Origin of the sequence: Streptomyces sp. NPDC093260, assembly GCF_040683715.1 — a bacterium.
Taxonomy (GTDB): domain Bacteria; phylum Actinomycetota; class Actinomycetes; order Streptomycetales; family Streptomycetaceae; genus Streptomyces; species Streptomyces sennicomposti.
This window is the reverse complement of sequence record NZ_JBFBEK010000052.1, coordinates 1-23,788: the sequence shown is the minus strand read 5'-3', so window position 1 is coordinate 23,788 and position 23,788 is coordinate 1. Positions and strand designations below refer to the sequence as shown.

19 protein-coding genes and 1 pseudogene are annotated in these 23,788 nt (G+C 74.1%); 10 read left to right on the top strand and 10 right to left on the bottom strand.

Annotation, left to right across the window (positions count from 1 at the left end; all coding sequences use genetic code 11):
* Positions 1-118 precede the first annotated feature (118 nt).
* From cseC to AB0N63_RS35415, 5 genes are all read right to left on the bottom strand, one after another.
* On the bottom strand, positions 119-1,480 hold the full coding sequence (gene cseC, locus AB0N63_RS35435; protein ID WP_365536012.1) for a two-component system sensor histidine kinase CseC: 1,362 nt from the start codon (positions 1,478-1,480) through the stop codon (positions 119-121).
* An 11-nt stretch (positions 1,481-1,491) separates the two neighbouring features.
* Positions 1,492-2,193 (bottom strand): two-component system response regulator CseB, encoded by a 702-nt coding sequence (gene cseB / locus AB0N63_RS35430; protein WP_365536010.1) that lies wholly within the window; start codon positions 2,191-2,193, stop codon positions 1,492-1,494.
* Positions 2,194-2,462: 269 nt separating this feature from the next.
* The gene (locus AB0N63_RS35425; RefSeq protein ID WP_365536007.1) at positions 2,463-3,158 is read right to left on the bottom strand and encodes a hypothetical protein; all 696 of its coding nucleotides are present in this window, start codon (positions 3,156-3,158) and stop codon (positions 2,463-2,465) included.
* Complete coding sequence (locus tag AB0N63_RS35420; protein WP_019982502.1) at positions 3,146-3,685, bottom strand: SigE family RNA polymerase sigma factor; 540 nt, start codon at positions 3,683-3,685, stop codon at positions 3,146-3,148. Before AB0N63_RS35420 ends, AB0N63_RS35425 begins: the two co-directional genes overlap by 13 nt.
* A 455-nt stretch (positions 3,686-4,140) precedes the next feature.
* Positions 4,141-5,103 (bottom strand): A/G-specific adenine glycosylase, encoded by a 963-nt coding sequence (locus AB0N63_RS35415; RefSeq protein WP_365536004.1) that lies wholly within the window; start codon positions 5,101-5,103, stop codon positions 4,141-4,143.
* A 643-nt stretch (positions 5,104-5,746) separates the two neighbouring features.
* Here AB0N63_RS35415 and AB0N63_RS35410 point away from each other — a divergent pair.
* Complete coding sequence (locus AB0N63_RS35410; RefSeq protein WP_365536002.1) at positions 5,747-6,583, top strand: hypothetical protein; 837 nt, start codon at positions 5,747-5,749, stop codon at positions 6,581-6,583.
* Between the two features lie 210 nt (positions 6,584-6,793).
* Here AB0N63_RS35410 and disA read toward each other — a convergent pair whose 3' ends face one another.
* Together disA and radA are read right to left on the bottom strand one after the other, a co-directional pair.
* On the bottom strand, positions 6,794-7,918 hold the full coding sequence (gene disA, locus AB0N63_RS35405) for a DNA integrity scanning diadenylate cyclase DisA (protein ID WP_009189914.1): 1,125 nt from the start codon (positions 7,916-7,918) through the stop codon (positions 6,794-6,796).
* An 82-nt stretch (positions 7,919-8,000) separates the two neighbouring features.
* Positions 8,001-9,413: a DNA repair protein RadA gene (gene radA, locus AB0N63_RS35400; protein WP_365536000.1), complete on the bottom strand. Its 1,413-nt coding sequence runs from the start codon at positions 9,411-9,413 to the stop codon at positions 8,001-8,003.
* A gap of 197 nt (positions 9,414-9,610) precedes the next feature.
* On the opposite strand from radA, the gene AB0N63_RS35395 reads away from it, so the two are divergent.
* Positions 9,611-11,311, top strand: a complete 1,701-nt coding sequence (locus tag AB0N63_RS35395) for a hypothetical protein (RefSeq protein WP_365535998.1) — start codon at positions 9,611-9,613, stop codon at positions 11,309-11,311.
* A 544-nt stretch (positions 11,312-11,855) separates the two neighbouring features.
* On the opposite strand, the gene AB0N63_RS35390 is transcribed toward AB0N63_RS35395, so the two are convergent.
* The gene (locus AB0N63_RS35390; protein ID WP_365536013.1) at positions 11,856-12,620 is read right to left on the bottom strand and encodes a hypothetical protein; all 765 of its coding nucleotides are present in this window, start codon (positions 12,618-12,620) and stop codon (positions 11,856-11,858) included.
* A gap of 206 nt (positions 12,621-12,826) precedes the next feature.
* Between AB0N63_RS35390 and AB0N63_RS35385 the strand changes: the two genes are divergently transcribed.
* The 3 genes from AB0N63_RS35385 (at position 12,827) to ilvD (ending at position 16,926) form a co-directional block, all read left to right on the top strand.
* On the top strand, positions 12,827-13,759 hold the full coding sequence (locus AB0N63_RS35385) for a Ppx/GppA phosphatase family protein (RefSeq protein WP_365535995.1): 933 nt from the start codon (positions 12,827-12,829) through the stop codon (positions 13,757-13,759).
* 301 nt (positions 13,760-14,060) lie between these two features.
* Positions 14,061-14,885 (top strand): sugar phosphate isomerase/epimerase, encoded by an 825-nt coding sequence (locus AB0N63_RS35380; RefSeq protein WP_365535993.1) that lies wholly within the window; start codon positions 14,061-14,063, stop codon positions 14,883-14,885.
* Positions 14,886-15,072: 187 nt separating this feature from the next.
* Entirely contained in the window at positions 15,073-16,926 is a 1,854-nt protein-coding gene (gene ilvD, locus AB0N63_RS35375) for a dihydroxy-acid dehydratase (RefSeq protein WP_365535992.1), read from the top strand.
* A 94-nt stretch (positions 16,927-17,020) separates the two neighbouring features.
* On the opposite strand, the gene AB0N63_RS35370 is transcribed toward ilvD, so the two are convergent.
* Positions 17,021-19,147: a serine/threonine-protein kinase gene (locus AB0N63_RS35370; RefSeq protein ID WP_365535990.1), complete on the bottom strand. Its 2,127-nt coding sequence runs from the start codon at positions 19,145-19,147 to the stop codon at positions 17,021-17,023.
* Positions 19,148-19,329: 182 nt separating this feature from the next.
* On the opposite strand from AB0N63_RS35370, the gene AB0N63_RS35365 reads away from it, so the two are divergent.
* The 5 genes and pseudogenes from AB0N63_RS35365 to AB0N63_RS35345 form a co-directional block, all read left to right on the top strand.
* Positions 19,330-19,653, top strand: a complete 324-nt coding sequence (locus AB0N63_RS35365; RefSeq protein WP_365535988.1) for an SH3 domain-containing protein — start codon at positions 19,330-19,332, stop codon at positions 19,651-19,653.
* Between the two features lie 157 nt (positions 19,654-19,810).
* Positions 19,811-20,326 carry an EamA/RhaT family transporter gene (locus AB0N63_RS35360; protein WP_365535986.1) on the top strand — a complete coding sequence of 172 codons (516 nt, stop codon included), beginning with the start codon at positions 19,811-19,813 and terminating at the stop codon, positions 20,324-20,326.
* A gap of 67 nt (positions 20,327-20,393) precedes the next feature.
* Positions 20,394-21,188, top strand: a complete 795-nt coding sequence (locus AB0N63_RS35355; protein WP_365535984.1) for a class I SAM-dependent methyltransferase — start codon at positions 20,394-20,396, stop codon at positions 21,186-21,188.
* 88 nt (positions 21,189-21,276) lie between these two features.
* Positions 21,277-22,089 carry a pyrroline-5-carboxylate reductase gene (gene proC / locus AB0N63_RS35350; RefSeq protein ID WP_365535983.1) on the top strand — a complete coding sequence of 271 codons (813 nt, stop codon included), beginning with the start codon at positions 21,277-21,279 and terminating at the stop codon, positions 22,087-22,089.
* Between the two features lie 132 nt (positions 22,090-22,221).
* Positions 22,222-22,377 (top strand): annotated as a pseudogene (locus AB0N63_RS35345) (AraC family transcriptional regulator); the annotation flags it as partial.
* On the opposite strand, the gene trpS reads toward AB0N63_RS35345, so the two are convergent.
* The gene (trpS, locus tag AB0N63_RS35340) at positions 22,305-23,342 is read right to left on the bottom strand and encodes a tryptophan--tRNA ligase (protein WP_365535981.1); all 1,038 of its coding nucleotides are present in this window, start codon (positions 23,340-23,342) and stop codon (positions 22,305-22,307) included. The pseudogene AB0N63_RS35345 and the gene trpS sit on opposite strands and share 73 nt — an antisense overlap.
* Positions 23,343-23,788: the final 446 nt, after the last annotated feature.

The window sequence follows — 23,788 nt, the reverse complement described above, 5'->3', positions numbered from 1 at the left end:
ACGCTCGGCTGGGAAACCCCAGCCGAGCGCCTGCATAAACTGCTCACGGCCTGATCAACACAACCGCGTGTTGCAACGACCGCTAGAAACCGCCCACCGCCGGGGGCCCCTTCGGCGTTCAGCTGTCCTGCTGCTGCGGCAGCATCGGATAGCTGCCCGTGTTCGTCGGGGCGTGCTCCGGGAGCCAGAGCACGGCGACCGCGCCCTCGGCCGGTACGCCCTCGGGCGCGCCCGCCGGGCGTACGTTGCGGAAGGTCAGCCGGGCGCCGAGGACACGGGCCTGACCGGCCGCGATGGTCAGGCCGAGGCCGTGCCCGCGCCCGGCCCGGTCCGCGCTGCCGGTGCGGAAGCGGCTCGGCCCCTCGGCGAGCAGGGCCTCGGGGAAGCCCGGCCCGTGGTCGCGCACCCGGATCACCCGGCCCTCCACGGTCACCTCGATCGGCGGCCGGCCGTGCCGGGCGGCGTTGGCGAGGAGGTTGAACAGCACCCGCTCCAGCCGCCGCGGATCGGTGGTGACCATCGACTCGTGCACCACCCGCACCCGGACGTCCGGGTCCTTGGCCGCCACCCGCCGGGCGACGAACTCGCCGAGCACGAGGTCCTGGAGTTCCGCCCGCTCGGAGGCGCCGTCGAGCCGGGCGACCTCCAGGACGTCCTCCACGAGCGTGCGCATCGCCTTGGCCCGGTCCAGGACCAGCTCCGTGGGCCGGCCCGGCGGCAGCAGCTCGGCGGCGGTCAGCAGCCCGGTCACCGGGGTGCGCAGCTCGTGCGCGATGTCGGCGGTGACCCGCCGCTCGGCCTCCAGCCGCTTCTGCAAGGTGTCCGCCATCGCGTCCACCGCCCGCGCCAGATCGTCGGTCTCGTCGCGTACGACACCGCCGATGGCGTCCCGGACCCGTACGTCCGGCTCGCCCTTGGCGACCTGGTTCGCGGCGGCGGCCGCCTTGCGCAGCCGGCCGGAGAGCTGCCCGCCGATCAGCACCCCGAGGGCGCTGCCGCCGAGGACGGCCGAGATGGAGCCGATCACCAGCGCTTGGTCGAGGTCCCGGAGGATGTTCGCGCTGCGGTCGGTGAACCGCGTGTGCAGGGAGAGCACGTGCCCGCCCTTGATCGGCATGGCCGCCCAGATGTCCGGGGCGCCGCCGGGATGGTCGGTGACGTAGGTGGCCCGCCGGCCGTCCTGGACCTTGCGCTGGAGCTCGGGCGGCAGCAGCGGGTCGTCGATCTTGAAGACGGAGGAGGCCGGGCGCCGGCCGGGCCGCTCGTAGATCGGCTGGGCGAGCGTGAGCCGGGTGTCGGCGAGGTCGCGCGCGTTGTCGAGCATCGACACCCGGGCGGCGTCGTGCACCACCAGGCTCAGCGCGATCGCCACCAGCGCACCCACCAGCGCGATGGCGGCGCTCAGTTTCCAGCGCAGTCCGGTACGGATGCCCGGCCGCCCCGCGCACTTCGGCAGCAGCCGCCGTGTGATCCCCCGCATGGCCGCCCCGCTCAGGCCTTCAGCTTGTAGCCGAAGCCGCGGACCGTCTCGATGCGGTCCTGGCCGATCTTCGTGCGCAGCCGCTGCACATGGACGTCCACGACCCGGGTGTCACCGCCCCAGCCGTAGTCCCACACCCGTTCCAGCAGCTTGTCGCGGGACAGGACGGTGCCCGGCGCGGAGGAGAACTCCAGCAGCAGCCGCATCTCGGTCGGGGTGAGCGCGACCGGCCGGCCGGCCTTTCGCACCTCCATACCGTCGGTGTCGACCTCCAGGTCGCCGAAGGTCAGCACCCCGCCTTCCACCTCGCCGGAGTCCGCCGCGGCCCGCGCGCCGCCCGCGTGCCCGAAGCGCCGCAGCACCGCGCGGATCCGGGCCACCAGCACCGCCCCGTCGAACGGCTTGGTCACGTAGTCGTCGGCGCCGGCCTCCAGGCCGAGGACGACGTCGATGGAGTCGGCGCGCGCCGACAGCATGATCACCGGGACCGTCGACTCGTCGCGGATGCGGCGGCACAGGCTGACGCCGTCGAGGCCGGGGACCATCACGTCGAGCAGCGCGATGTCGGGACGGTCCCTCCGGAACGCCTCGAGCCCCGAGAGCCCGTCGGGCATCGCGGTGACCGCGAAGCCGTCCCGCTCCAGGGCGAGCTGCGTGGCCTCGCGGATGACGTCGTCGTCCTCCACGAACAGGACGTGGGTCTGCTCTGCCATCCCGGTGCTCTCAGTCCTCGTCTGCTTCCAATGGTGCTCACTGTGTGGACGCGTCGGGCGCGCGCCGCGTTCATCCTGACGGCCGGCGTGCGCCGCACGCGGGCCGTACGGCCCGCGCGGGTACGAGGCGTACGCGCGTACGGACGACCTCGTGCCCGATCCGCCGTCCACCAGCACATCGGACCGGCGGCCCCGATCGGTTCACACCGGTCCGCCGCCCCGGTCATCCGCCCGTCCGGCCGGATCGCGTCACCCGCATTGTCCCGCGGTCAGCTGTCCGGGACCGGTACGGGGGCCGGAGCCTGGGTCGCGGTCGCGCCGCCGACGGCCTTGCTGTACTCGTTGCGGGTGCTGAACGCCTTGGTGAACACCCTGCCCGACCAGTGGTAGGTGATCACGTCCTCGCCGGACGGATTCGACACCGGGTCGCCCTTCTCGTACACCTGTTTGGTGACCACGAGGTCGCCGCGGTCGATCTCGGCATAGACCGGAGGCTCCTCGGTCTCGAACACGTTCTCGTACCGATCGCCCCGGCCGCGGTACACGTACGCGCCGATGCCGACCGCGTCTCCGCAGGTCAGCACGTTCACCACGATGTCGTCCGCGGAGCCGCGGGTCAGCTTGCCGTACGACACGTCGACCGGGTACTCGTCGCCCGAGCACGGCTTGAGTCCGCGCTTGACGGTCGCCGAGACCTTCGGGTCGTCCTTGAGCAGCCGGACCGGGTCCACCGCCGGCTGCGGGGTGTCGCTCGCGGCCGGGGCGGCGGAGGCCGCCGCGCCCGCCGCCGAGCTGCCGGTGTGCGCGGGGCCCTCGTCACGGGCGCCCGTGCCCCCCGTCCCGCAGGCGGACACCAAAAGGCCGAGGGCGGCGAGCACGGACACCGCCGTGAACGCCGCCTGCGTGGTGCCCCGTGCCTCGTCGGGCTCCGGTTCGGCACCGGCCTCGCCGGTCAGGCCGCGCAACGCTCCCGCTCCTCACGCTCCAGCGCGCGTGCGTCCAGATCGCGGGCCTCCAGCTCCTCGCGGAGCCGGGCGAGCGCCCGGTGCAGCGTGCTCTTGACCGTACCCGCGGACATGCCGAGGGCCGCGGCCGTCTCCTCCGTGGACATCTGCTCCCAGTGTCGCAGCACGACGACGCTGCGCTGCTTGGGAGCCAGGACTTTCATGATGTCCATCAGGAGCGCCCGGTCGGCGTGCTGCTCGGTGGAGTCGTCGACGCACGCGTCGGGGAGCTGCTCGGTGGGGACCTCCTCCAGCTTCCGGGCCCGCCACCACTCGGTCCGCGTGTTGATCATGACGCGGCGCAGATAGGCGTCCGCGAGGCGCTTGTCGGCGATGCCGTCCCAGCGGCCGTACGTCCGCACCAGCGCCGTCTGGAGCAGGTCCTGCGCGTCGATCGGGTCGGGCACCAGGCGGCGCGCGCTGCGCAGCAGCGCGTCCTGCCGGGTGCGCACGTACTCCTCGAACTCGAGCACCTCGCTCTGCGCCATGATCAACCGCCTCCGCTTCCCCGTGTCCCGGCCCGTGTTCCGCCGGATCTCAAGCCGTGCCGCGGACGTGCTGTGGTCGGCAGCCGTCCGGTGCCCGTCGGGCACGCAACTGAAGGTACGGAGGGGTTGTCACGGCGCTGTCCGAAGCAGCCTGCGGTCAGCCCTCGGCTGTGCGTCGGTTGTGTAACGGACAACGTAACGGGGTAGAGACCCGGCCCCGGTTGGCCCGGCTATGGGGCGATTTGCACCCTGCAACGCTGTGAAACAGGCCGCGTTCCTGTGACACGAAGCCCCCGCGCCGCCCCACCGGCTGTCTACGGCCCGTGTGCTGACGGAGTGTCAGGCAACGTCCGTACGGGCTGGAGCGGGGCTGCGCGAGGGCTTCGTGTCGGAAGCGGATCAGGGGCGACGACCGGGCATGGCCGGGCCGGGCCGGGGAGGGCGGGTCGGTCGGTTCAGGTCAGGGGCAGCCGGTACAGGCCGCCCGGCAGCGGTTCCACCAGACCGTCGGCGACCAGCCCGTCCAGGGCGCGGGCCCGTTGGACCGGCTCGTGCCACACCCGGTCGAGCACCGTCTGCGGAACCGGCGTGTGGGCCTCCCGCAGCACGGCGAGCAGCTTGCCGCGCACCTGCCGGTCCGTACCGGCGTACGTCTGGCCCCGGCGCGGTGGACCGTCGTGCTCCGGCTTGCCGGCGAGCCGCCAGGCGCAGTGCCCGGAGATCGGGCACAGGTGGCAGGACTCGTTCTTCGCCGTGCACACCAGCGCGCCGAGTTCCATGGAGGCGGCGGCCCAGCGGGCGGCGGTCCGCTCGTCCTCGGGCAGCAGGGCGCGGGCGAGGCGGCGTTCGGCGGCGGTGGTGGCGTTCGGCGGGTACTGCACACCGGTGACCGCGCGCGCCAGGACGCGCCGGACGTTGGTGTCGAGCACGGCGTGCCGCTGCCCGTAGGCGAAGGAGGCGACCGCGGCGGCCGTGTACTCGCCGATGCCGGGCAGGGCGAGGAGTTGCGCGTGCTCGGTCGGCACGTCGCCGCCGTGCCGTTCCGTTATGGCGACCGCGGCGCCGTGCAGGCGCAGGGCGCGGCGCGGGTAACCGAGCCGGCCCCAGGCGCGGACGGCCTCGCCGGGGGCCTCCTTGGCGAGGTCGGCGGGGCGCGGCCAGCGTTCGAGCCACTGTTCGTAGACGGGCAGCACGCGGTTGACGGGCGTCTGCTGGAGCATGAACTCGCTGACCATCACGCCCCAGGCGCCGGCGTCGGCGCGCCGCCAGGGCAGGTCTCGGGCGTTGCCGTCGAACCAGGTGATGACCTGGGTGTGCAGGGTCTCGCCGAGCGGGACGCCGGGGGCGTCGGCGGGACCGTCGGTGGCGGGGGCCGGGGCAGTGGGGCTGCTGTGCGGGGGCAGTGTGGGCGCAGTCATGACCCTTCCGATCCTGCCACGTGTCGGCGCGCGGCCGTGTGAGGTGAGGCCGGGCGGTGGGTCGCCCCTGGCGGGGCGCGGGGGACCGGTGGGTCGCCCTGGAGGCGGGGGGAGGGGCGGCGGGTCGCTTCGGCGGGACGGTCCGGGTGCGGGGGCCCTGGCCGTGCGCGGAGGGGGACGGCGGCGCCCTCGGGGAGGGCGGGGCGAGATCCGGGTGGGCCGGGCGGGCGGCGAGTCCCGCGTACGGGCCGGGTGGCGGCACCTGTGTGCGTGCGGGGGTGAGAGGCGCCCCGCGCGCACGGCGGCGGGCGGTACGGCCGACGGGGTCGCGCGAAGAGGCCCGAGGCGTCGCACCCCGCCCGGGTTCCGCCCCGGCGGCAGGCGGCGTCTGCCGCAGCGCCCGCGCCCGGAGTCGGCCCGCGGAACTCCCCGCGCACGAGGCGCACTTCATGCGTCACAATCGACACACCGTCACCGACCGTACCGGCGGAGCGAATTCGCTCACGGAGTGCGACCGATGGGCGTCGCGGTCCACCGGGATCGGCGAGTTGCGGAAGGTTTCCGGAATGATGATCCGGAAAAGTTGTGGTCGGCGCGGCGGGTGGCGCGGGGTAAGTCCTGGATCTCTCGTACAGTTTGGGCCGTGGGATCTCTGCGCAATCCGATCGGGCCGCTTCCCGCCTCCATCTACTGGCGACGGCGGGTGCTTCTGCTGTCCGCGGTCGCCCTGCTGGCCCTGCTGATCCTCTGGATCACCACCTCGGGCGGCGGGGGCGGACACCAGAACAACGGCGGCGGGTCCGACGGCAAGAATCCCAGCCCCTCGACCATCACGCCGGGCCCCTCCGAGTCGGGTCCCGCGATCAGCCAACGCCCCGGCGGACGCGACGAGTCGGGCAGCGGCGGCTCCACCGGGTCCGGAAACGGAACGGGTTCCGGCTCGGGTTCGGGCGGTGACGGCGGCGCGGACGGCTCCGGCAGCGGAAACGGCTCCGGAGCCGGCACCGGCGGCGGCACGGGCGACGGCGCCCAGGGCGGCGGCACGGGCGGCGCCGTCCTGCCGGCCGGCAGCTCGCTGCCCGACTGCACCACCGGCACGGTCCAGTTGAGCCTGCGCAGCGTGCGCAACTCCTACGGCCCCGGCGAGACGCCCACCTTCGAGCTGGTCGCGAAGAGCACCGCCGGCAAGGACTGCAAGGTGGACCTCGGTCCCAAGTCCGCCGTCCTGACGGTCACCCCGGCCAACAGCAGCGACGACTACTGGTCCTCGGCCGACTGCCCGAAGACCGCCGGGAGCCTGCTGTTCCGGGTGCCGGCGAAGAGCGCGATCACCCACACCGTGCGGTGGGACCGCAAGCCGAGCGCCCCCCAGTGCGCCACGCCGCCGGCGGGCACGGCCGCGCCGGGCACGTACCTGGTGCAGGCGAAGGTCCCGGGCTACGGCAAGCTCCAGACGTCGTTCGTCCTGTCCGCGGACTGACGTCGCGCGGGCGGGCTGACCCCGCCGCCCCGGCCCGCCCACCTCGGAGGGGCCGGGCACCCACCCGGTCGTGAAGGCTCGGCGCCCTGAGAGGGGCTACCGGAGGCTCGGCGTCCTGGAGCACCCCCGGAGGCTCAGCGCCCCGAGGGCGAAGTACCTCCGAGGGCGAAGTACCCCGGAGGCTGAGCGCCCCCGAACCGCCCCGCGGGGTCAGACGTACCGTTCCAGGATCGACGACTCCGCCAGCCGCGACAGTCCCTCGCGCACGCTCCGCGCCCGCGCCTCGCCGACGCCGTCCACCGTCTGAAGGTCGTCCACGCTGGCGGCGAGCAGCTTCTGCAGGCCGCCGAAGTGCTCGACCAGCCGGTCGATGATCGCGCCGGGCAGCCGCGGCACCTTGGCCAGCAGCCGGAAGCCGCGCGGGGAGACCGCCGAGTCCAGGGTCTCGGGCGAGCCGGTGTAGCCCAGCGCGCGGGCGACGGTGGAGACCTCCAGCAGTTCGGCCTGGGAGAGCTTGTCGAGTTCGGCGAGGGCCTCGTCCACCGTGCGGGAGCGCTTGGCGGTGGGCTCGGGGACGTAGTCCCGGACGACGAGTTCCCGCTCGGGCTCCACGCCCGCGATCAACTCGTCCAGCTGGAGGGCGAGAAGGCGGCCGTCGGTGCCCAGCTCCACCACGTACTCGGCGATCTCCGTGGCGATGCGGCGCACCATCTCCAGGCGCTGCGCGACCGCCGAGACGTCCCGGACCGTGACCAGGTCCTCGATCTCCAGCGCGGACAGCGTGCCCGCGACCTCGTCCAGACGGAGCTTGTAGCGCTCCAGGGTGGCCAGGGCCTGGTTGGCGCGGGAGAGGATCGCCGCGGAGTCCTCCAGGACGCGGCGCTGCCCGTCGACGTAGAGGGCGATCAGCCGCATCGACTGGGAGACGGAGACCACCGGGTAGTTGACCTGCTTGCTGACCCGGTCCGCGGTGCGGTGCCGGGTGCCGGTCTCCTCGGTGGGGATCGTCGGGTCCGGCACCAGCTGCACGCCGGCCCGCAGGATCTTCGACAGGTCCGAGGACAGCACGATGCCGCCGTCCAGCTTGCACAGTTCCCGCAGCCGGGTCGCCGTGAACTCGACGTCCAGCACGAAGCCGCCCGTGCACATCGACTCGACCGTCTTGTCGGAGCCCAGCACGATCAGTCCGCCGGTGTTGCCGCGGAGGACCCGCTCCAGTCCGTCCCGCAGGGCTGTGCCGGGCGCCACGGCGCTCAGCGAGGCGCGCATCAGGCCATCGGCGCCGGAACTCCCACCGGACTTTCCGGGAGCTGCTGCCCGGTCGTTGGCTGCCACTGCACTCCTCCGGTCGCGGGTTCTTCAGGCGCTCCCGTTTCGCACACACGGTTCGTACGGACGGGCGAGACCAGGGCAAAGTCTACCGGCGGTCCTCCTGCTCCCGTGGGGCCTCTCGGCGACGGGAGCGGGGCAGCACCCGCAGCGCGTCCCCTATGTCGGCCACTTCCAGCACCTTCATCCCCGCCGGGATCTTGCCCGGGTCGCCCGGCACGAGCGCGTGCGTGAAGCCCAGGCGGTGGGCCTCCGCGAGCCGCCGCTGGACGCCGGTGACCCGTCTGACCTCGCCCGCCAGGCCCACCTCGCCGATCGCGACGAGGTTCTTCGGCAGCGGGGTGTCGCTGGCGGCGGAGGCCAGGGCGAGGGCGACGGCGAGGTCGGCGGCCGGCTCGGACAGCTTCACGCCGCCGACGGTGGCCGAGTAGATGTCCCGCTTGCCGAGCGCGCTGATCCGTCCGCGCTGCTCCAGCACGGCCAGCATCATCGACACCCGGGAGGTCTCCAGGCCCGAGGTGGTGCGGCGCGGGGAGGGGATCTGCGAGTCGACGGTGAGCGCCTGCACCTCGGCGACCAGGGGGCGGCGGCCCTCCAGGGTGACGGTGAGGCAGGTGCCGGGCACCGGCTCGGCACGCCGGGTCAGGAACAGGCCGCTGGGATCGGCGAGGCCCGTGATGCCCTCGTCGTGCAGTTCGAAGCAGCCGACCTCGTCCGTCGCGCCGTAGCGGTTCTTGACGCCGCGGACCAGCCGCAGCCGCGCGTGCCGGTCGCCCTCGAAGTGCAGCACCACGTCCACCAGGTGCTCCAGCAGCCGCGGCCCGGCGATCGCGCCGTCCTTGGTGACGTGGCCCACCAGCAGCGTGGACATGCCGCGCTCCTTGGAGGCGCGGATCAGCGCGCCGGCGACCTCGCGCACCTGCGCCATGCCGCCGGGCGCGCCGTCGATCTCGGGGGAGGCCACCGTCTGCACCGAGTCGAGGATCAGCAGCGAGGGCTTGACCGCGTCCAGATGGCCGAGGACGGCGGCGAGGTCGGTCTCGGCGGCGAGGTAGAGATGGTCGTGGAGGGCGCCGATGCGGTCGGCGCGCAGCCTGACCTGGCTCGCGGACTCCTCGCCCGTGACGTACAGCGTGCGGTGCTCGTCGCTGGCGGCCTTGGCGGCCACGTCCAGCAGCAGCGTGGACTTGCCGACGCCGGGTTCGCCCGCGAGCAGGACGACCGCGCCGGGGACCAGCCCGCCGCCGAGCACCCGGTCCAGCTCGGGCACGCCGGTGGAGCGGGCGGTGGCCTGCCGGCCGTCCACCTGGCCGATGGGCAGGGCGGAGGTGGTGACCCGGCCGGGCGCGGTGGTGCGGACCGCGGGCGCGCTGCCGTACTCCTCGACCGTGCCCCAGGCCTGGCACTCGGGGCAGCGGCCGAGCCACTTGGCCGTCTGCCAGCCGCACTCGGTGCAGCGGTAGGACGGTCGGTCCTTGGTGGTCTTGGTACGGGCAGCCATGGGGAAACCGTAGCGGTCGCCACGGACAACGCGTCCCCTGTATTCGAACGCAGTCGAACAGAGGGGTCACGGAAGGAACCCATCCGCTTATACGGAAGACGCCGCTCCTCTTTTGAGGGATCGTTTCACCCGTACGGAGTAAAAGTGCGCGACGGGGAAGAACGGACGATCCCCGGCCGCCTACGGTCGCACGGGTGATGAGCAGCAGTCCGGAGACCTCGACCCGCACGACCGGTGCGCACCGGGCACACCGCGAGGCGCGCGACCGCGCCGCCGCGCGCACCCTGGCCGAGCACCCGCCCGCCTGCTACGAGCCCCACCTCGACGGCCTGTTCACCTACTGCCTGTCCGTCCTGTGCGACCACGAGGCGGCGACGGCCGCCCTCGGTGAGGCGCTCGCGTGCGCCGAGCGGCGCGGACAGCGCGGCCCGGAGAACGCGCCGGAGCGCAGGGCCTGGCTCTACGCGCTGGCCCGCTGGGCGTGTCTGCGCCGGCTCGCCGCCGCCCGGCAGCAGCGGCAGGCCGCGCACGCCGCCGGCCGCCCCGGCGACCACCGCCGCCGCCCGGACCGCACCACCGCGCCCGTCCCGGAGGAGGTCCAGGAGGTCCGGCGGCGCGAACTGGCCCTGCTGGCCTGGCCGGAGGCCGCCGGCACCACCCCGGAGCAGCGCGAGGCCCTGGAACTCGCCGTCCGCCACCGCCTGACCGCCCACGAGGTCGCCGCCGTCCTCGGTCTGGGCCTCGCCGCCGCCCGCGAACTGCTCGCCTCCGCCGCCTGCGAGGTCGAGCGCACCCGCGCCGCGCTCGCCGTGGTCGAGGCGGGCGGCTGCCCGGGCGTTGCGGTGCTCGCCGGCCCCGACGGGTTCGTGCTCAGCACGGCGCTGCGGCGCGAACTCGTCCGGCACGTGGACGACTGTCCGCGCTGCCGCCGCACCGCCGAGCGCGCGGTCCCCGGCCGGTGGCCCGGCGCCTGCGTCACCCCCGCCGAACTGCCCGTCCTCACCGCGCCCCGCGCCGCCCTGCGCACCGCCATGGCACACCACCCGCGCGCGCGGGGCGCGGCCCCGCGCTTCGACCGGCGCGGCTTCCCGATGGACCCCAAGGACCGTGCCGCCCGCAGGGACCGCCTCCGCGCGCGTGCCGTCACGACGACCGTCGTCGCCACCGTGGTCGCCGCGCCCGTGCTCGCCCTGTGGGCCGCCTACCGGGGCACCGCGACCGGCGAGGGCCCGGGCGGCCCGTCGGCCACCGCGCACGAGGCGGGCGACCCGGGCGCCCTGGCCGGCGCCACGCCGACCGGCGGCTACGTGAACACCGCCGACACCGGACCCGGAGCCGGCGGCCTCCCGCGCGCGGGCGGGCGCCCCGCCGTCTCGGTGAGCGTCGCCGGAGCCGACGGCCCCGGTCACGCGGACGGCCGCCTCACCGTCGCCGCGGCGAGCACCGGCGACACCACGCTGGTCACCCTCACCGCGTCCGGCCCCGCCGAGGTCCACTGGACGGCGGCCGTCGACGCGCCCTGGCTCTACCTCAGCCGCTCCTCCGGGACCCTGCGGCCGGGGGAGACGGTGACGGTCAAGGTCTACGTCGACCACCTGCGCGAACCGTCCCGCCACTGGAGCGCCCGCGTGACGATCGCGCCCGCCCGCACGGTGGTCACCATCAACGGCTACGGCGCCGCGCCGATCCCCTCCGCCACCGCGCCGACCGAGCCCTCACCGCCGGACGACCCGCACCCGACCCCGACCGCGACGACGAGCCCCGACCCGTCCCAGTCCGGACCGGCCACGTCACCCGGCCCGACCCCGCCTCCCACGGACCCGCCCCCGACCACCCCGGACAGCCCGCCCCCGACGGCCCCGGAGAACAGCACCGCCCCGAGCCCGTCGGACAGCTAGTAGTGCGTGTTCCGGAAGTCCCGTCTGCCCCGCGACGCCTGGCACACGCGCTCGCCGCGTTGGCGGGATCGTCCCCGTACGCCCAGTACGAGAACGACCCTCCGCCTTGCGATCACACGCACCAGACGCCGCGGGGCCCGCCCTTCGGGCGGGCAGCGCCACTTTCGGAACACGCCCTACGGCCTCTCGTTCGGACCTTGCCGGGCTCGCGGGCCCTGGCGCCGGTCCCCCAAGCTCTTCGAGCAGGGGGGACCCCCACGCGGCGGTGTGGTCGGTCGCCATGGCTCCGCCATGCCGCCGTCATGCCGCCCTCCTCCGCCTTGTGCCGCTCTCCCGCTGCCTGAACGGCGTGGGAGGCGCCCCCGTCACCTGGCGCCGCGAACTTCCCGGCGAACCTTCCCGGTCACAGCACCGGACGGGGTCGGGGCGGGGAAGCGGGCCGGACCGGAGATCACAGAGGCGGGATGGGGGCCGGGCCGCCGGGTTGAGGGCCGCCGGGATCAGGCCGACACCGGAAGGGCGGGGCGGCGCCGCGAGGCCGGGGTCACGCCGGCGGGGCCGGGTCCGCCGGGTGCGGGGCCAGCAGGGGCAGCCGGCCGGCCAGCCGCTCCTCGCACAGCTCCACCAGACGGTCGTAGCCGGCCTTGCCCATCAGCTCGGTCAGCTCCGCCCGGTAGGAGACGTACACCGGGTCGCCCGCACCGTGCGCGGAGGTCGCCGACGTGCACCACCAGTGCAGGTCGTGGCCGCCCGGACCCCAGCCCCGGCGGTCGTACTCGCCGATCGACACCTGGAGCACCCGGGTGTCGTCGGGGCGGTCGATCCACTCGAAGGTCCGCCGGATCGGCAGCTGCCAGCACACGTCCGGCTTGGTCTCCAGCGGCTCCCGGCCCTCCCGCAGCGCCAGGATGTGCAGCGAGCAGCCCATGCCGCCCGCGAACCCCGGCCGGTTCTGGAAGATGCACGACCCCTGGAAGGGACGCGTCTGCCGCGACCCCTCCTCGTCCTCGGACACCCAGCCGTTGCGGGTGCCCTCCGCGTGGTTCTGCCAGATGTCCGGCGTCAGCCTCGCCACGTGCCCGGCGACCCGCTGCTCGTCCTCCTCGTCGGAGAAGTGGGCGCCCAGCGTGCAGCACCCGTCCTCCGCGCGGCCCTCCTGGATGCCCTGGCAGCCACTGCCGAAGATGCAGTTCCAGCGGGAGGTCAGCCAGGTCAGATCGCAGCGGAAGACCTGCTCGTCGTCCGCCGGGTCCGGGAACTCCACCCACGCGCGCGCGAAGTCGAGCCCCTTCTCGTCGGCTTCCGTCACCGAGCCCTTCCTCCCCGGCTTCGCCGCCTTCGCCGGGGCCGCCGATTTATCGGTCTTCGCCTTTTTCGTCTTTGGCACGCGTCCAGGGTAAGTCGCCCGGCCACCACACCGGGACCGCCGCGGACCGGGGACCTGGCCGGGAGAGGGAACGGGCGATCCGGGCGACCGGGGCGGAACGCGGGCCCGGTGGCAGTAGCGTTCCCTACATGAGACTCGGTGTCCTCGACGTGGGTTCGAACACGGTGCATCTGCTGGTGGTCGACGCGCACCCCGGCGCGCGCCCGCTGCCCGCGCACTCGCACAAGGTGGAACTGCGCCTCGCCCAGCTCCTCGACGCGGACGGCTCCATCGGCGCCGAGGGCGTGGAGCGGCTGATCGCGGTCCTGCGGGACGCCCTCCAGGCCGCCGAGGACAAGGGCGTCGAGGATCTGCTGCCGTTCGCGACCTCCGCCGTGCGCGAGGCCGGCAACGCCGACGACGTCCTCGCGCGCGTGCGCGAGGAGACGGGCGTACGGCTCCAGGTGCTCAGCGGAGCGGAGGAGGCCCGCCTCACCTTCCTCGCCGCCCGCCGCTGGTTCGGCTGGTCGGCGGGCAAGCTGCTGGTCCTGGACATCGGCGGCGGCTCCCTGGAGATCGCCTACGGCATCGACGAGGAACCCGACGCGGCGGTGTCGCTGCCGCTCGGCGCGGGACGGCTCACCGCGGGCTGGCTGCCCGGCGACCCGCCCGACCCCGAGGACGTCCGGGCGCTGCGGCGGCACGTCCGCACGGAGATCGCGCGCACGGTCGGCGAGTTCAGCCGCTTCGGGGCGCCCGACCACGTGGTCGCCACCTCGAAGACGTTCCGGCAGCTCGCCCGGATCGCCGGGGCGGCGCGGTCCGCCGACGGGCTGTACGTGCAGCGGGAACTGAAGCGGGAGTCGCTGGAGGCGTGGGTGCCGAGGCTCGCCGCGATGACGGCGGAGGAGCGGGCGGAGCTGCCCGGCGTCTCCGACGGCCGCGCCACCCAGCTGCTCGCCGGGGCGCTGGTCGCCGAGGGGGCGATGGACCTGTTCGGGGTGGAACGACTGGAGATCTGCCCGTGGGCGCTGCGGGAGGGCGTGATCCTGCGGCGGCTGGACCACATGGGTTCGGCGTAAGGGGTTTTCCGGGGGCGCTCAAGGACTTCCCGGGGGCGTCCGAAGGGCGGGGGCTCCTCTCGTCTCGGCGGGCGCGGGTGCGTCGCGGTCACCCACGCGGTTCCCCGCGCCCTCAGAGGCGGGGGCGATGCCCCGCGCACGAGGGGCGCGGGAACCGCGCGACCGGCCCCCGCCCGCCCGCACCCGCCGGACCCGGAGCACCCCACCCTCCCCTCAGGCGCCCCCGCCCCCCACATGACGAACCCCACAACCGTCCCAAGCCGCCCCGCAGGGGCACACCGCACCCCGTAACCTGTCCCCCATGGCAGAGCCAGTCGTGCGCGTCCCGGATGCGAAGGTCGCCCTGTCGACGGCTTCCGTCTATCCGGAGTCGACGGCGACGGCCTTCGAGATCGCCGCGCGCCTCGGTTACGACGGCGTCGAGGTCATGGTGTGGACCGACCCGGTCAGCCAGGACATCGAGGCGCTGCGCAGACTCAGCGACTACCACGGGATACCCGTCCTCGCCGTGCACGCCCCTTGTCTGCTGATCACGCAGCGGGTGTGGTCCACCGACCCCTGGCTCAAGCTCCAGCGGGCCCGCGCGGCGGCCGAGAAGCTCGGCGCGAGCACCGTCGTCGTCCACCCGCCCTTCCGCTGGCAGCGCCAGTACGCCCGGGACTTCGTGACCGGAATCTGGCGGATGGCGAACGAGACCGACGTGCGGTTCGCCGTCGAGAACATGTACCCCTGGCGCTACCGCGACCGCGAGATGCTCGCCTACGCCCCCGACTGGGACGTCACCAGGGACGACTACCGGCACTTCACGATCGACCTCAGCCACGCGGCGACCGCCCGCACCGACGCGCTGAAGATGGTCGACCGGATGGGCGACCGCCTCGGCCACGTCCACCTCGCCGACGGCAAGGGCTCCGCCAAGGACGAGCACCTGGTGCCCGGGCGCGGCAACCAGCCCTGCGCCGAACTGCTGGAACGTCTCGCCGGCTCCGGCTTCGACGGACACGTCGTGATCGAGGTCAACACCCGCCGCGCCATGTCGAGCGCGGAGCGCGAGGCCGACCTCGCCGAGGCGCTGGCGTTCACCCGCCTCCACCTGGCGTCCTCGGTCCGCGTACCCCGCCGCTGACCGCGCGCCGGCCGCGGCGCGGGCGTGCGGCACGCGAGACACCCGTCCCGCATTCCGGACACCCTGTCCCGAACCCTGGATGACCGGCGTACGCTCGACTGAGTCAGAACCCTGCCACGGTGCCACGGCCGACACCGGCCGGTCCGGCAGAACTCTCCGGCAGAACTCTCCGAAGGAGCGAGCGACGATGCCCGAGCTGAGGTCCCGCACAGTCACCCACGGCCGCAACATGGCGGGCGCCCGCGCCCTTATGCGTGCCTCCGGTGTACCCGGTGCGGACATCGGCCGGAAGCCGATCATCGCCATCGCCAACAGCTTCACCGAGTTCGTCCCCGGCCACACCCACCTCGCGCCGGTCGGCCGGATCGTCAGTGAGGCGGTCCGCGAGGCGGGCGGCATCCCGCGCGAGTTCAACACCATCGCCGTGGACGACGGCATCGCGATGGGCCACGGCGGCATGCTCTACTCGCTGCCCTCGCGCGACCTGATCGCCGACAGCGTCGAGTACATGGTCGAGGCGCACTGCGCCGACGCCCTGGTCTGCATCTCCAACTGCGACAAGATCACCCCGGGCATGCTGATGGCCGCGCTGCGGCTGAACATCCCGACGGTCTTCGTCTCCGGCGGCCCCATGGAGGCCGGCCGCGCCACCCTGGTCGACGGCACCGTCCGCACCCTGGACCTGATCGACGCCATCGCCGACGCGGCCAACGACAAGATCTCCGACGAGGACATCCTCCGTATCGAGGAGAACGCCTGTCCGACCTGCGGCAGCTGTTCCGGCATGTTCACCGCCAACTCGATGAACTGCCTGACCGAGGCCATCGGCCTCTCCCTGCCCGGCAACGGCTCGGTCCTCGCCACCCACACCGCCCGCCGCGCCCTGTACGAGGGTGCCGCCCGCACGGTCATGGACATCACCCGCCGCTACTACGAGCAGGACGACGAGACGGTCCTGCCCCGCAACGTCGCGACCTTCCAGGCGTTCGAGAACGCGATGGCCCTCGACATCGCGATGGGCGGCTCCACCAACACGATCCTGCACCTGCTGGCCGCCGCCCAGGAGGCGGGCGTCCCCTTCGGTCTGGAAGAGATCGACGCCGTCTCCCGCCGCGTGCCCTGCCTCGCCAAGGTCGCCCCGAACGTCGCCAAGGACCGCACGTACTACATGGAGGACGTGCACCGCGCCGGCGGCATCCCCGCCCTCCTCGGCGAACTGCACCGGGCCGGCCTGCTCAACGAGGACGTGCACGCCGTGCACAGCCCCTCCCTGGCCGACTGGCTCAAGACCTGGGACGTGCGCGGCGGCTCCCCCTCGCCCGAGGCGGTCGAGCTGTGGCACGCGGCCCCCGGCTGCGTCCGCTCCGCCGAGGCGTTCTCCCAGTCCGAGCGCTGGGAGGCCCTGGACACCGACGCCGAGGGCGGCTGCATCCGCTCCCTGGAGCACGCCTACTCCAAGGACGGCGGCCTCGCGGTCCTCAAGGGCAACCTCGCGGTCGACGGCTGCGTGGTGAAGACGGCGGGCGTGGACGAGTCGATCTGGACCTTCGAGGGCCCGGCCGTCGTCTGCGAGTCGCAGGAGGAGGCCGTCGAGAAGATCCTCACCCAGCAGGTCAAGGCCGGTGACGTCGTCGTCATCCGCTACGAGGGCCCCAAGGGCGGCCCCGGCATGCAGGAGATGCTCTACCCGACCTCGTACCTGAAGGGCCGCGGCCTCGGCAAGAGCTGCGCCCTGATCACCGACGGCCGCTTCTCCGGCGGCACCTCGGGCCTGTCCATCGGCCACGCCTCCCCGGAGGCGGCCTCCGGCGGCGCCATCGCGCTCGTCGAGGACGGTGACCGCATCCGCATCGACATCCCGAACCGTTCCGTCGAACTCCTGGTGGACGAGACGGAGCTGGCCCGCCGCGAGCAGGCCCTGAACGGCGCGTACGCCCCGAAGAACCGCGACCGCAAGGTCACCGCGGCCCTGCGCGCCTACGCCGCGATGGCCACCAGCGCGGACAAGGGCGCCGTCCGCGACGTCTCCCGCCTCGGCTGACCCCCACCGACACCCCGAGGGGCCGCTTGCACCCGGGAGCGGCCCCTCGCCACGTCCCCGGCCGGGCACCGCGCCCTCCGCCCGGAGGGCTCCCTCACCACCCCGCCGGCTGCTCCCCGTCGACGACGAACACCGTGCCGTCCGGAGCGCCCGCGTACACCCGGCCGCCCGCGAGCACGGGCGCGGCCAGCGTGCCCGCCAGGCCGCCGAGCCGGGGCGGGGTCTGCCCCAGCAGCCGGCCCGTCCGCGCGTCCACGGCGAGCAGCCGCCCGTCGGCGACGCTGACGTACACGTGCCGGGCGTCCGAGACCGGCGCCGACCCGCGGCTCACGGCCGTCTCCACCTGCCACAGTCGCCGGCCCGCCGCCATGTCGACGGCCTCCAGGGTGCCGCCGGCCGCCAGCAGCCGGACCACACCGTCCCGCACCTGCGCCTGGGCCTCCGGCCGGGGCACGGGCAGCGTCACCCGCCGCACCGCCTTGTTGCCCGGCGTGTACCGGACGACTGCCCGCGCGTCCCCGTAGACCCGGTCGAGGCCGAGGAAGTACACCGAGCCGCCCTCGGCGCCCACCGGCCGCAGCGAACCCTTCAGCCGGGCCTCCCAGCGGACGGCGCCGGTGCCGGGCGCCACCGCCACCACCCGCGTCCACGCCCCGTCGGCGGACGTGCTCGTCGCATAGGCCAGCGGGTCCCCCGGGAAGGAGACGAGCGCCGGCGCGGTGTACCCGGGGACCGGACCGCTCCACCGGGTGCGGCCCGAGGCGCTGTCCACACCGGTGACCGTCCCGTCCCTGCCGACGAGCAGCAGCGTGCCGCCCGCGAAGGCCCACCCGCCCTGCGCGGGCGCCTGCCGCAGCGCGCGCGTGCGGCCCGTGGCCGGGTCGAGCGCCGCCAGCTGCCGGCCGTCCGCTGTGGGCACGTACACCAGGCCCCCCGACAGGACCGGCGCGCCCGCGCCGCTCTGCGCGACGGACCGCCGCCACCGCACCGCGCCGTCCGCCGGGGACAGGGCGTAGACCTCCCCGGCCTGCGCGCAGAACAGAGCGCCCGCGCCGTACGAGCACTGCGGCGCAGCCTGCTTCCCGGCCACCGGCCGCACCGCCCACGCGTCGAACGCGGCCGCGCTGGTGCCCGCACTCGCGCTCACGGGCGTGGGGCCGTCGTCCGCGAACCACTGAAGTGACGCGAAGGTACCGGCCGCGACCAGCCCGAGCGCCCCTGCCGCCGCGGCCGTCCGCCCGCGCGGCCGCCCGCCGAAGACACGCCGCCGCCGCGGCCCGCCGGCAGCCGCCGCCTGCGTGTCCGGGCCGGACTCCGCGCCGCCGTCGGTTCCGCTCGCGCTGCCCGCGTCGCCCGCCCACCCGTCCGGTACGAACGCCTGCGTGTCGTACGAGGCCGCCGTGCCACGCAGCTCGCGCATCAGCTCGTCCGGCGTCGGCCGGTCCTCGGGCTCCTTGGCCAGGCAGCGCAGCACCAGCGGGGCGAGATCCTCCGGCACCCCGGTCAGATCCGGCTCGTCGTGCACGACCTGGTACGCGACGATGTACGGGCTGTCCGAGTCGAACGGCCCCCGCCCCGTCGCCGCGTGCACCAGCACGGACCCCAGCGCGAACACGTCCGCCGCCGGCCCCACCTCACGGGGTCGCCGGAACTGCTCGGGCGCCATGAACGGCGGCGTGCCGATCAACTTGCCCGTCTCGGTGCGCAGTTCGCTGTCCTTGGGCCGGGAGATGCCGAAGTCGATCACCTTCGGCCCGTCCTCGGCGAGCAGCACGTTGCTCGGCTTGAGGTCGCGGTGGACCACACCCACCCGGTGGATGTCCCGCAGCGCCTCGGCGAGCCCGGCCATCAGCCGTCGCACCTGCGCCGGGGACAGCGGGCCGTCCTTCTTCACCTGCTCGGCCAGCGTCGGCCCCGGAATGAACAGCGTGGCCATCCACGGCCGCGCGGCCTCCGGATCGGCGTCGACGACCGACGCCGTGAACGCGCCGCTCACCCGGCGGGCCGCGGCCACCTCCTGCCGGAACCGCCCCCGGAACTCGGGGTCCCTGGCGAACTCGGCGTGCACCACCTTCACCGCGAGCTTCAGCCCCGAAGTGCTGCGGGCCAGATGCACCACGCCCATCCCGCCGGAGCCGAGACACGACTCGAGGCGGTAGTGACCGGCGTACTCCGGAACATCCGCCTCCGTGCCCGCTTTGGTGCTGCGCTGTGGCGTCATGGTCCACCCCCGTGCTGTTCCGCCGCGCGCGCGACGCACGGAGCCTAGTCGATGGCTCGGACAGGACCGAGGCGGCTTGCTAGCGTTCCCGTACGAATCACGCACAGACGTTCAAGGCGTGGTTCGCCGCAGTTCACAGGACCCCATGGCAGCAGGCCGGGGGAACGACGGGGGAGGAACACATGTCTGTCGAACACGCCGAAAGAGCCGAGGGCGACGAGACGCGCGCCGCCACGGTCCGGCCCGCCGCCGCGGCCGTCCGCTACTACGCGGTCGCCCCCGGTGTCCGCCTCAACGTCCGCAGCGGCCCCGGCACCGGCTACGCCCTGGTCCGCGTCCTGAACGAGGGCGCCCAGGTGCCGATCTACTGCCAGAGCCCCGGCACCACCGTCACCGGCCCGTACGGCACCTCGAACATCTGGGACAACATCGCCAGCGGCCAGTACGTCTCCGACGCCTACGTCCACACCGGCAGCGACGGCTACGTAGCCGCCCGCTGCTCCTAGGGTCTTTCGTCCGGATCAGGCCAGACCCCGCGAGCCCGGCAGGATCCGGACGAGAGTCCCCAGGACCTCTCGTCCGGGTCGAGCCCGGGGGCCCGACCCGGACGAGGGACCCTGATCCCGCCCCGGGCCCACGGCCGCCCCGCGCCATAATCGTCCCGTGAGCGACGACAACGGCACCCCGGAAGCGGCCGCGGGCCCCACGGCCCCCACCAGCGGCCCCCGGCCCGAACCCCTGCGATTCTTCGGCACCACCTGGGTCGCCCACGACCACGGCTACGCCCTCCGCCGCGCCGGCGTCGCCGCCGGCGCGCTGCTCTCCGCCGCTGCCGCCTGCCTCGTCCTGCGCTTCGCCTACGAGGGCCTCCAGATCGCCGACTCCGGCGCCTTCGTCTCCCTCCTCGTCGTCGTGATGTTCGCCGTGTGCAGCGCGCTCGCCTTCCGCCACACCTGGGACGCCTTCACCAAGCGCCCCGACCCCGACCGCCAGGCCTCCCTGCGCGGCCTGCTCGCCATCGGCTTCGTCGGCTCCCTCCTCGCCTACTTCTTCCGCTCCCTCACCGAGGCCCCCGGCGAGAAACTGCACCGCCGGGAGTACGAGGAGGCCCGCGAGCAGTACGCCCGCCGCACCACCCGCCGCTCCGGCAACCCCTCCAAGAAGCGCCGCCGCACCTGACCCCGGCGCCCGGTCGAAGTCCCCGGGAGACCCCCCGTCCGGCGGCCCGCCGACCGATCATGGCCGTGTGACCGCATCCCCCTCGCCCGCCCCGGACTCCGCCGCCGCCCACCGGGCCCGCGCCCGCTCCTTCAACGCGGCCGCCGCCGCGTACGCCGCCCACCGCCCCTCCTACCCGCCCGCCCTCTTCGACGCGGTCGAGGAACTGACCGGGCGCCCCCTCACCGGCGCCCGCGTCGCCGACGTCGGGGCCGGCACCGGCATCTCCACCGCCCTCCTGCACGACCGCGGCGCCCACGTCCTGGCCGTCGAACCCGGCGAGGGCATGGCCGCCCAGTTCCGCCGCGGCCACCCCGCCCTCCCCCTCGTCCGCGGCAGCGGCGACGCCCTGCCTCTCGCCGACGCCTCCCTCGACCTCCTCACCTACGCCCAGGCCTGGCACTGGACCGACCCCGCCCGCTCGGTCCCCGAGGCGCTGCGCGTGCTGCGTCCCGGCGGCGCGCTCGCCCTGTGGTGGAACACCGACGCCCTCGACATCGACTGGATCGCCGAGGCGAACCGCCGAGCCGGCCGCCACTTCGACGTCGACGTGCCCGCCGAGGCGCAGCGCGCCGCCCGCACCGAGCGGGCAGACCCCTCCGGACGGCTCGACTTCACCCGCCGTCAGGTGCGCTGGAGCCGCCGCGTCCCCCTCGACACCCATCTCGCCAACATCGCCAGCCACTCGTTCTTCCTGGTCTGCCCGAAGGAGCGGCGGACCGCGTTCCTCGCCGAGGAGCGCGAGCACCTGCTGAAGCTCTTCCCCGACGGCATCGTCGAGGAGACCTACGACGTCCTCCTCCTCGTCGCCGTCACACCCTGACCCGCCGCCCCTGGAGAAGAGGGGGCGGCGTGTTCCGCCTGCCGGACAAGCCGCCGCCCACCGCACCGCCGGTGCGAGGATGAACCCCATGAGCCAGAAAGTCGCAGTCCTCGGCACCGGCAAGATCGGCGAAGCCCTGCTCAGCGGAATGATCGGCGCCGGCTGGGCCGCCTCCGATCTTCTGGTCACCGCCCGCCGCCCCGAGCGGGCCGAAGAGCTCCGCGCCCGCCACGGCGTCACCCCGGTCACCAACCCGGAGGCCGCGAAGAACGCCGACACCCTGATCCTCACGGTCAAGCCCCAGGACATGGGCACGCTCCTCGACGAACTCGCCCCGCACATCCCCGCCGACCGCCTGGTCATCAGCGGCGCGGCGGGCATCCCGACCGCGTTCTTCGAGGAGCGCCTGGCCCCCGGCACCCCGGTCGTCCGCGTCATGACGAACACCCCCGCCCTCGTGGACGAGGCGATGTCCGTCATCTCCGCCGGCACCCACGCCACCCCCGCGCACCTCGCCCACGCCGAGGAGATCTTCGGCGCGGTCGGCAAGACGCTGCGCGTCCCCGAGTCCCAGCAGGACGCCTGCACCGCCCTGTCCGGCTCGGGCCCGGCCTACTTCTTCTACCTGGTCGAGGCCATGACCGACGCCGGCATCCTGCTCGGTCTGCCCCGCGACAAGGCCCACGAACTGATCGTCCAGTCCGCCATCGGCGCCGCCGTCATGCTCCGCGACAGCGGCGAGCACCCCGTCAGACTCCGCGAGAACGTCACCTCGCCGGCCGGCACGACGATCAGCGCCATCCGCGAACTGGAGAACCACGGCGTGCGGGCCGCGCTCATCGCCGCGCTGGAGGCCGCCCGCGACCGCAGCCGCGAACTGGCCTCCGGCAAGAAGGACTGACCCCGGCACGGAGGACCGACAAGGACCGGCCCTCCGGCACGAAGGACCGCCCCCGGCCGCGCGGCCGTCCACCCGGCCGCGCGCACCACCTCCCCGGTGGCCACCACCCGGGCGAACCCGCCGCCGTGCAGGGAGACCGCCCGCCGGGCCGGCTCCGGCAGCGAGGGCACGACGCGCCGGCACTTCGCATCGCGCCTCGCCACCAGCCCGCGTGCCTACCGCGCCGCGTTCGGCACCGGGTCCGGCACCGGGTCCGCGGCGGGTTCCAGCAGCCCGATCGCCCGGTAGGCCGCGTCGACGGTCGGCCGCGCCATCTCCCGCGCCCGCCGAGCGCCCGCCCGCAGCACCCCCTCCACATACCCGGGGTCCGCGCACAGTTCCCGGTGCCGCTCCCGCACCGGCCTGAGCACTTCGACCACCGCCTCCGCGGCGTCCTTCTTCAAAGCGCCGTACGACTGGTAGGAACCGGCCAGCTCCGCCGGGTCCCCGCCCTCGCAGGCGGCCAGGATCTCCAGCAGGTTCGCCACCCCGGGCCGCGCCTCCCGGTCGTAGACCACGTCCTGCCCGCTGTCGGTCACCGCCCGCATGACCTTCTTGCGCGTCACCTCCGGCTCGTCCAGCAGATAGACGATGCCCGGTCCGGAGTCGTCGGACTTCCCCATCTTCGACGCCGGGTCCTGGAGGTTCATCACCCGTGCCGCCACCGCGGGCGGGGTCGCCTTCGGCACCGTGAAGGTGTGCCCGTAGCGGTGGTTGAACCGCACGGCCAGATCCCGAGCCAGCTCCACGTGCTGCGTCTGGTCGTCCCCGACCGGCACTTCGTCCGTCCCGTACGCCAGGATGTCGGCGGCCATCAGCACCGGATACGTCAGCAGCGACAGCCGTACGCTGCCGCCGCGCGCCTGTTCGCGCGCGGCCTTCTCCCTGTACTGGATCATCCGCCGCATCTCGCCGTCGGTGGCCACGCACTCCAGCAGATAGGACAGCCGTGCGTGCTCGTCCACATGGCTCTGCACGAACACCGTGCACCGTTCGGGATCGAGGCCCGCGGCCAGCAGCAGCGTCGCCGCCTGCCGGCTGAGCCGCCGCACCCGCGCCGGGTCGTGGTCCACGGTGAGCGCGTGCAGGTCCACGACGCAGAACAGGGCGTCCGCCCCGCGCTGGTCCACCTCGGCCCACCGCCGCATGGCGCCCAGGTAGTTCCCGAGCGTCAGGTGCCCGGTCGGCTTGACCCCGCTGAAGACCCGTGTCATCTCCACTCCATCTCCTGGTCGAGACCGCCGGCCTCGACCGGCCGGCCCCCGGGAGCCCTGGAGGGGGAAACGAGAACGGCCGCCGAGGCGGCGGCCGTTGGTTGCGTACGTGAGGGCGGCCGCCGTCAGGCGGGCCACCACTGCTGGTTGTACGTACGCGTCGTCATGCCGACGAGAGTACGCCCGCCGAGCCGGTCCCGCAGCGAGTTGACACACCTCGCCCCCGTCCGTACAGTTCTCCGAGTTGTCCGACGTGAGAGCCCGACTCCGGTCGGTCCCCGGGCAGCCATTCCGCAGGTACTCAAGCCTTTTCGACGACAGTCGTGCAATACGTCTGCCGTCGTGTTCATTGGCGCGTGTATTCACGGAATGAGGAATCCGCGTTCGCGAGAACGCAGTCCCCGATTCGCTCGGGGACACGGAATCCGCTAAAGTCTCACTCGTCG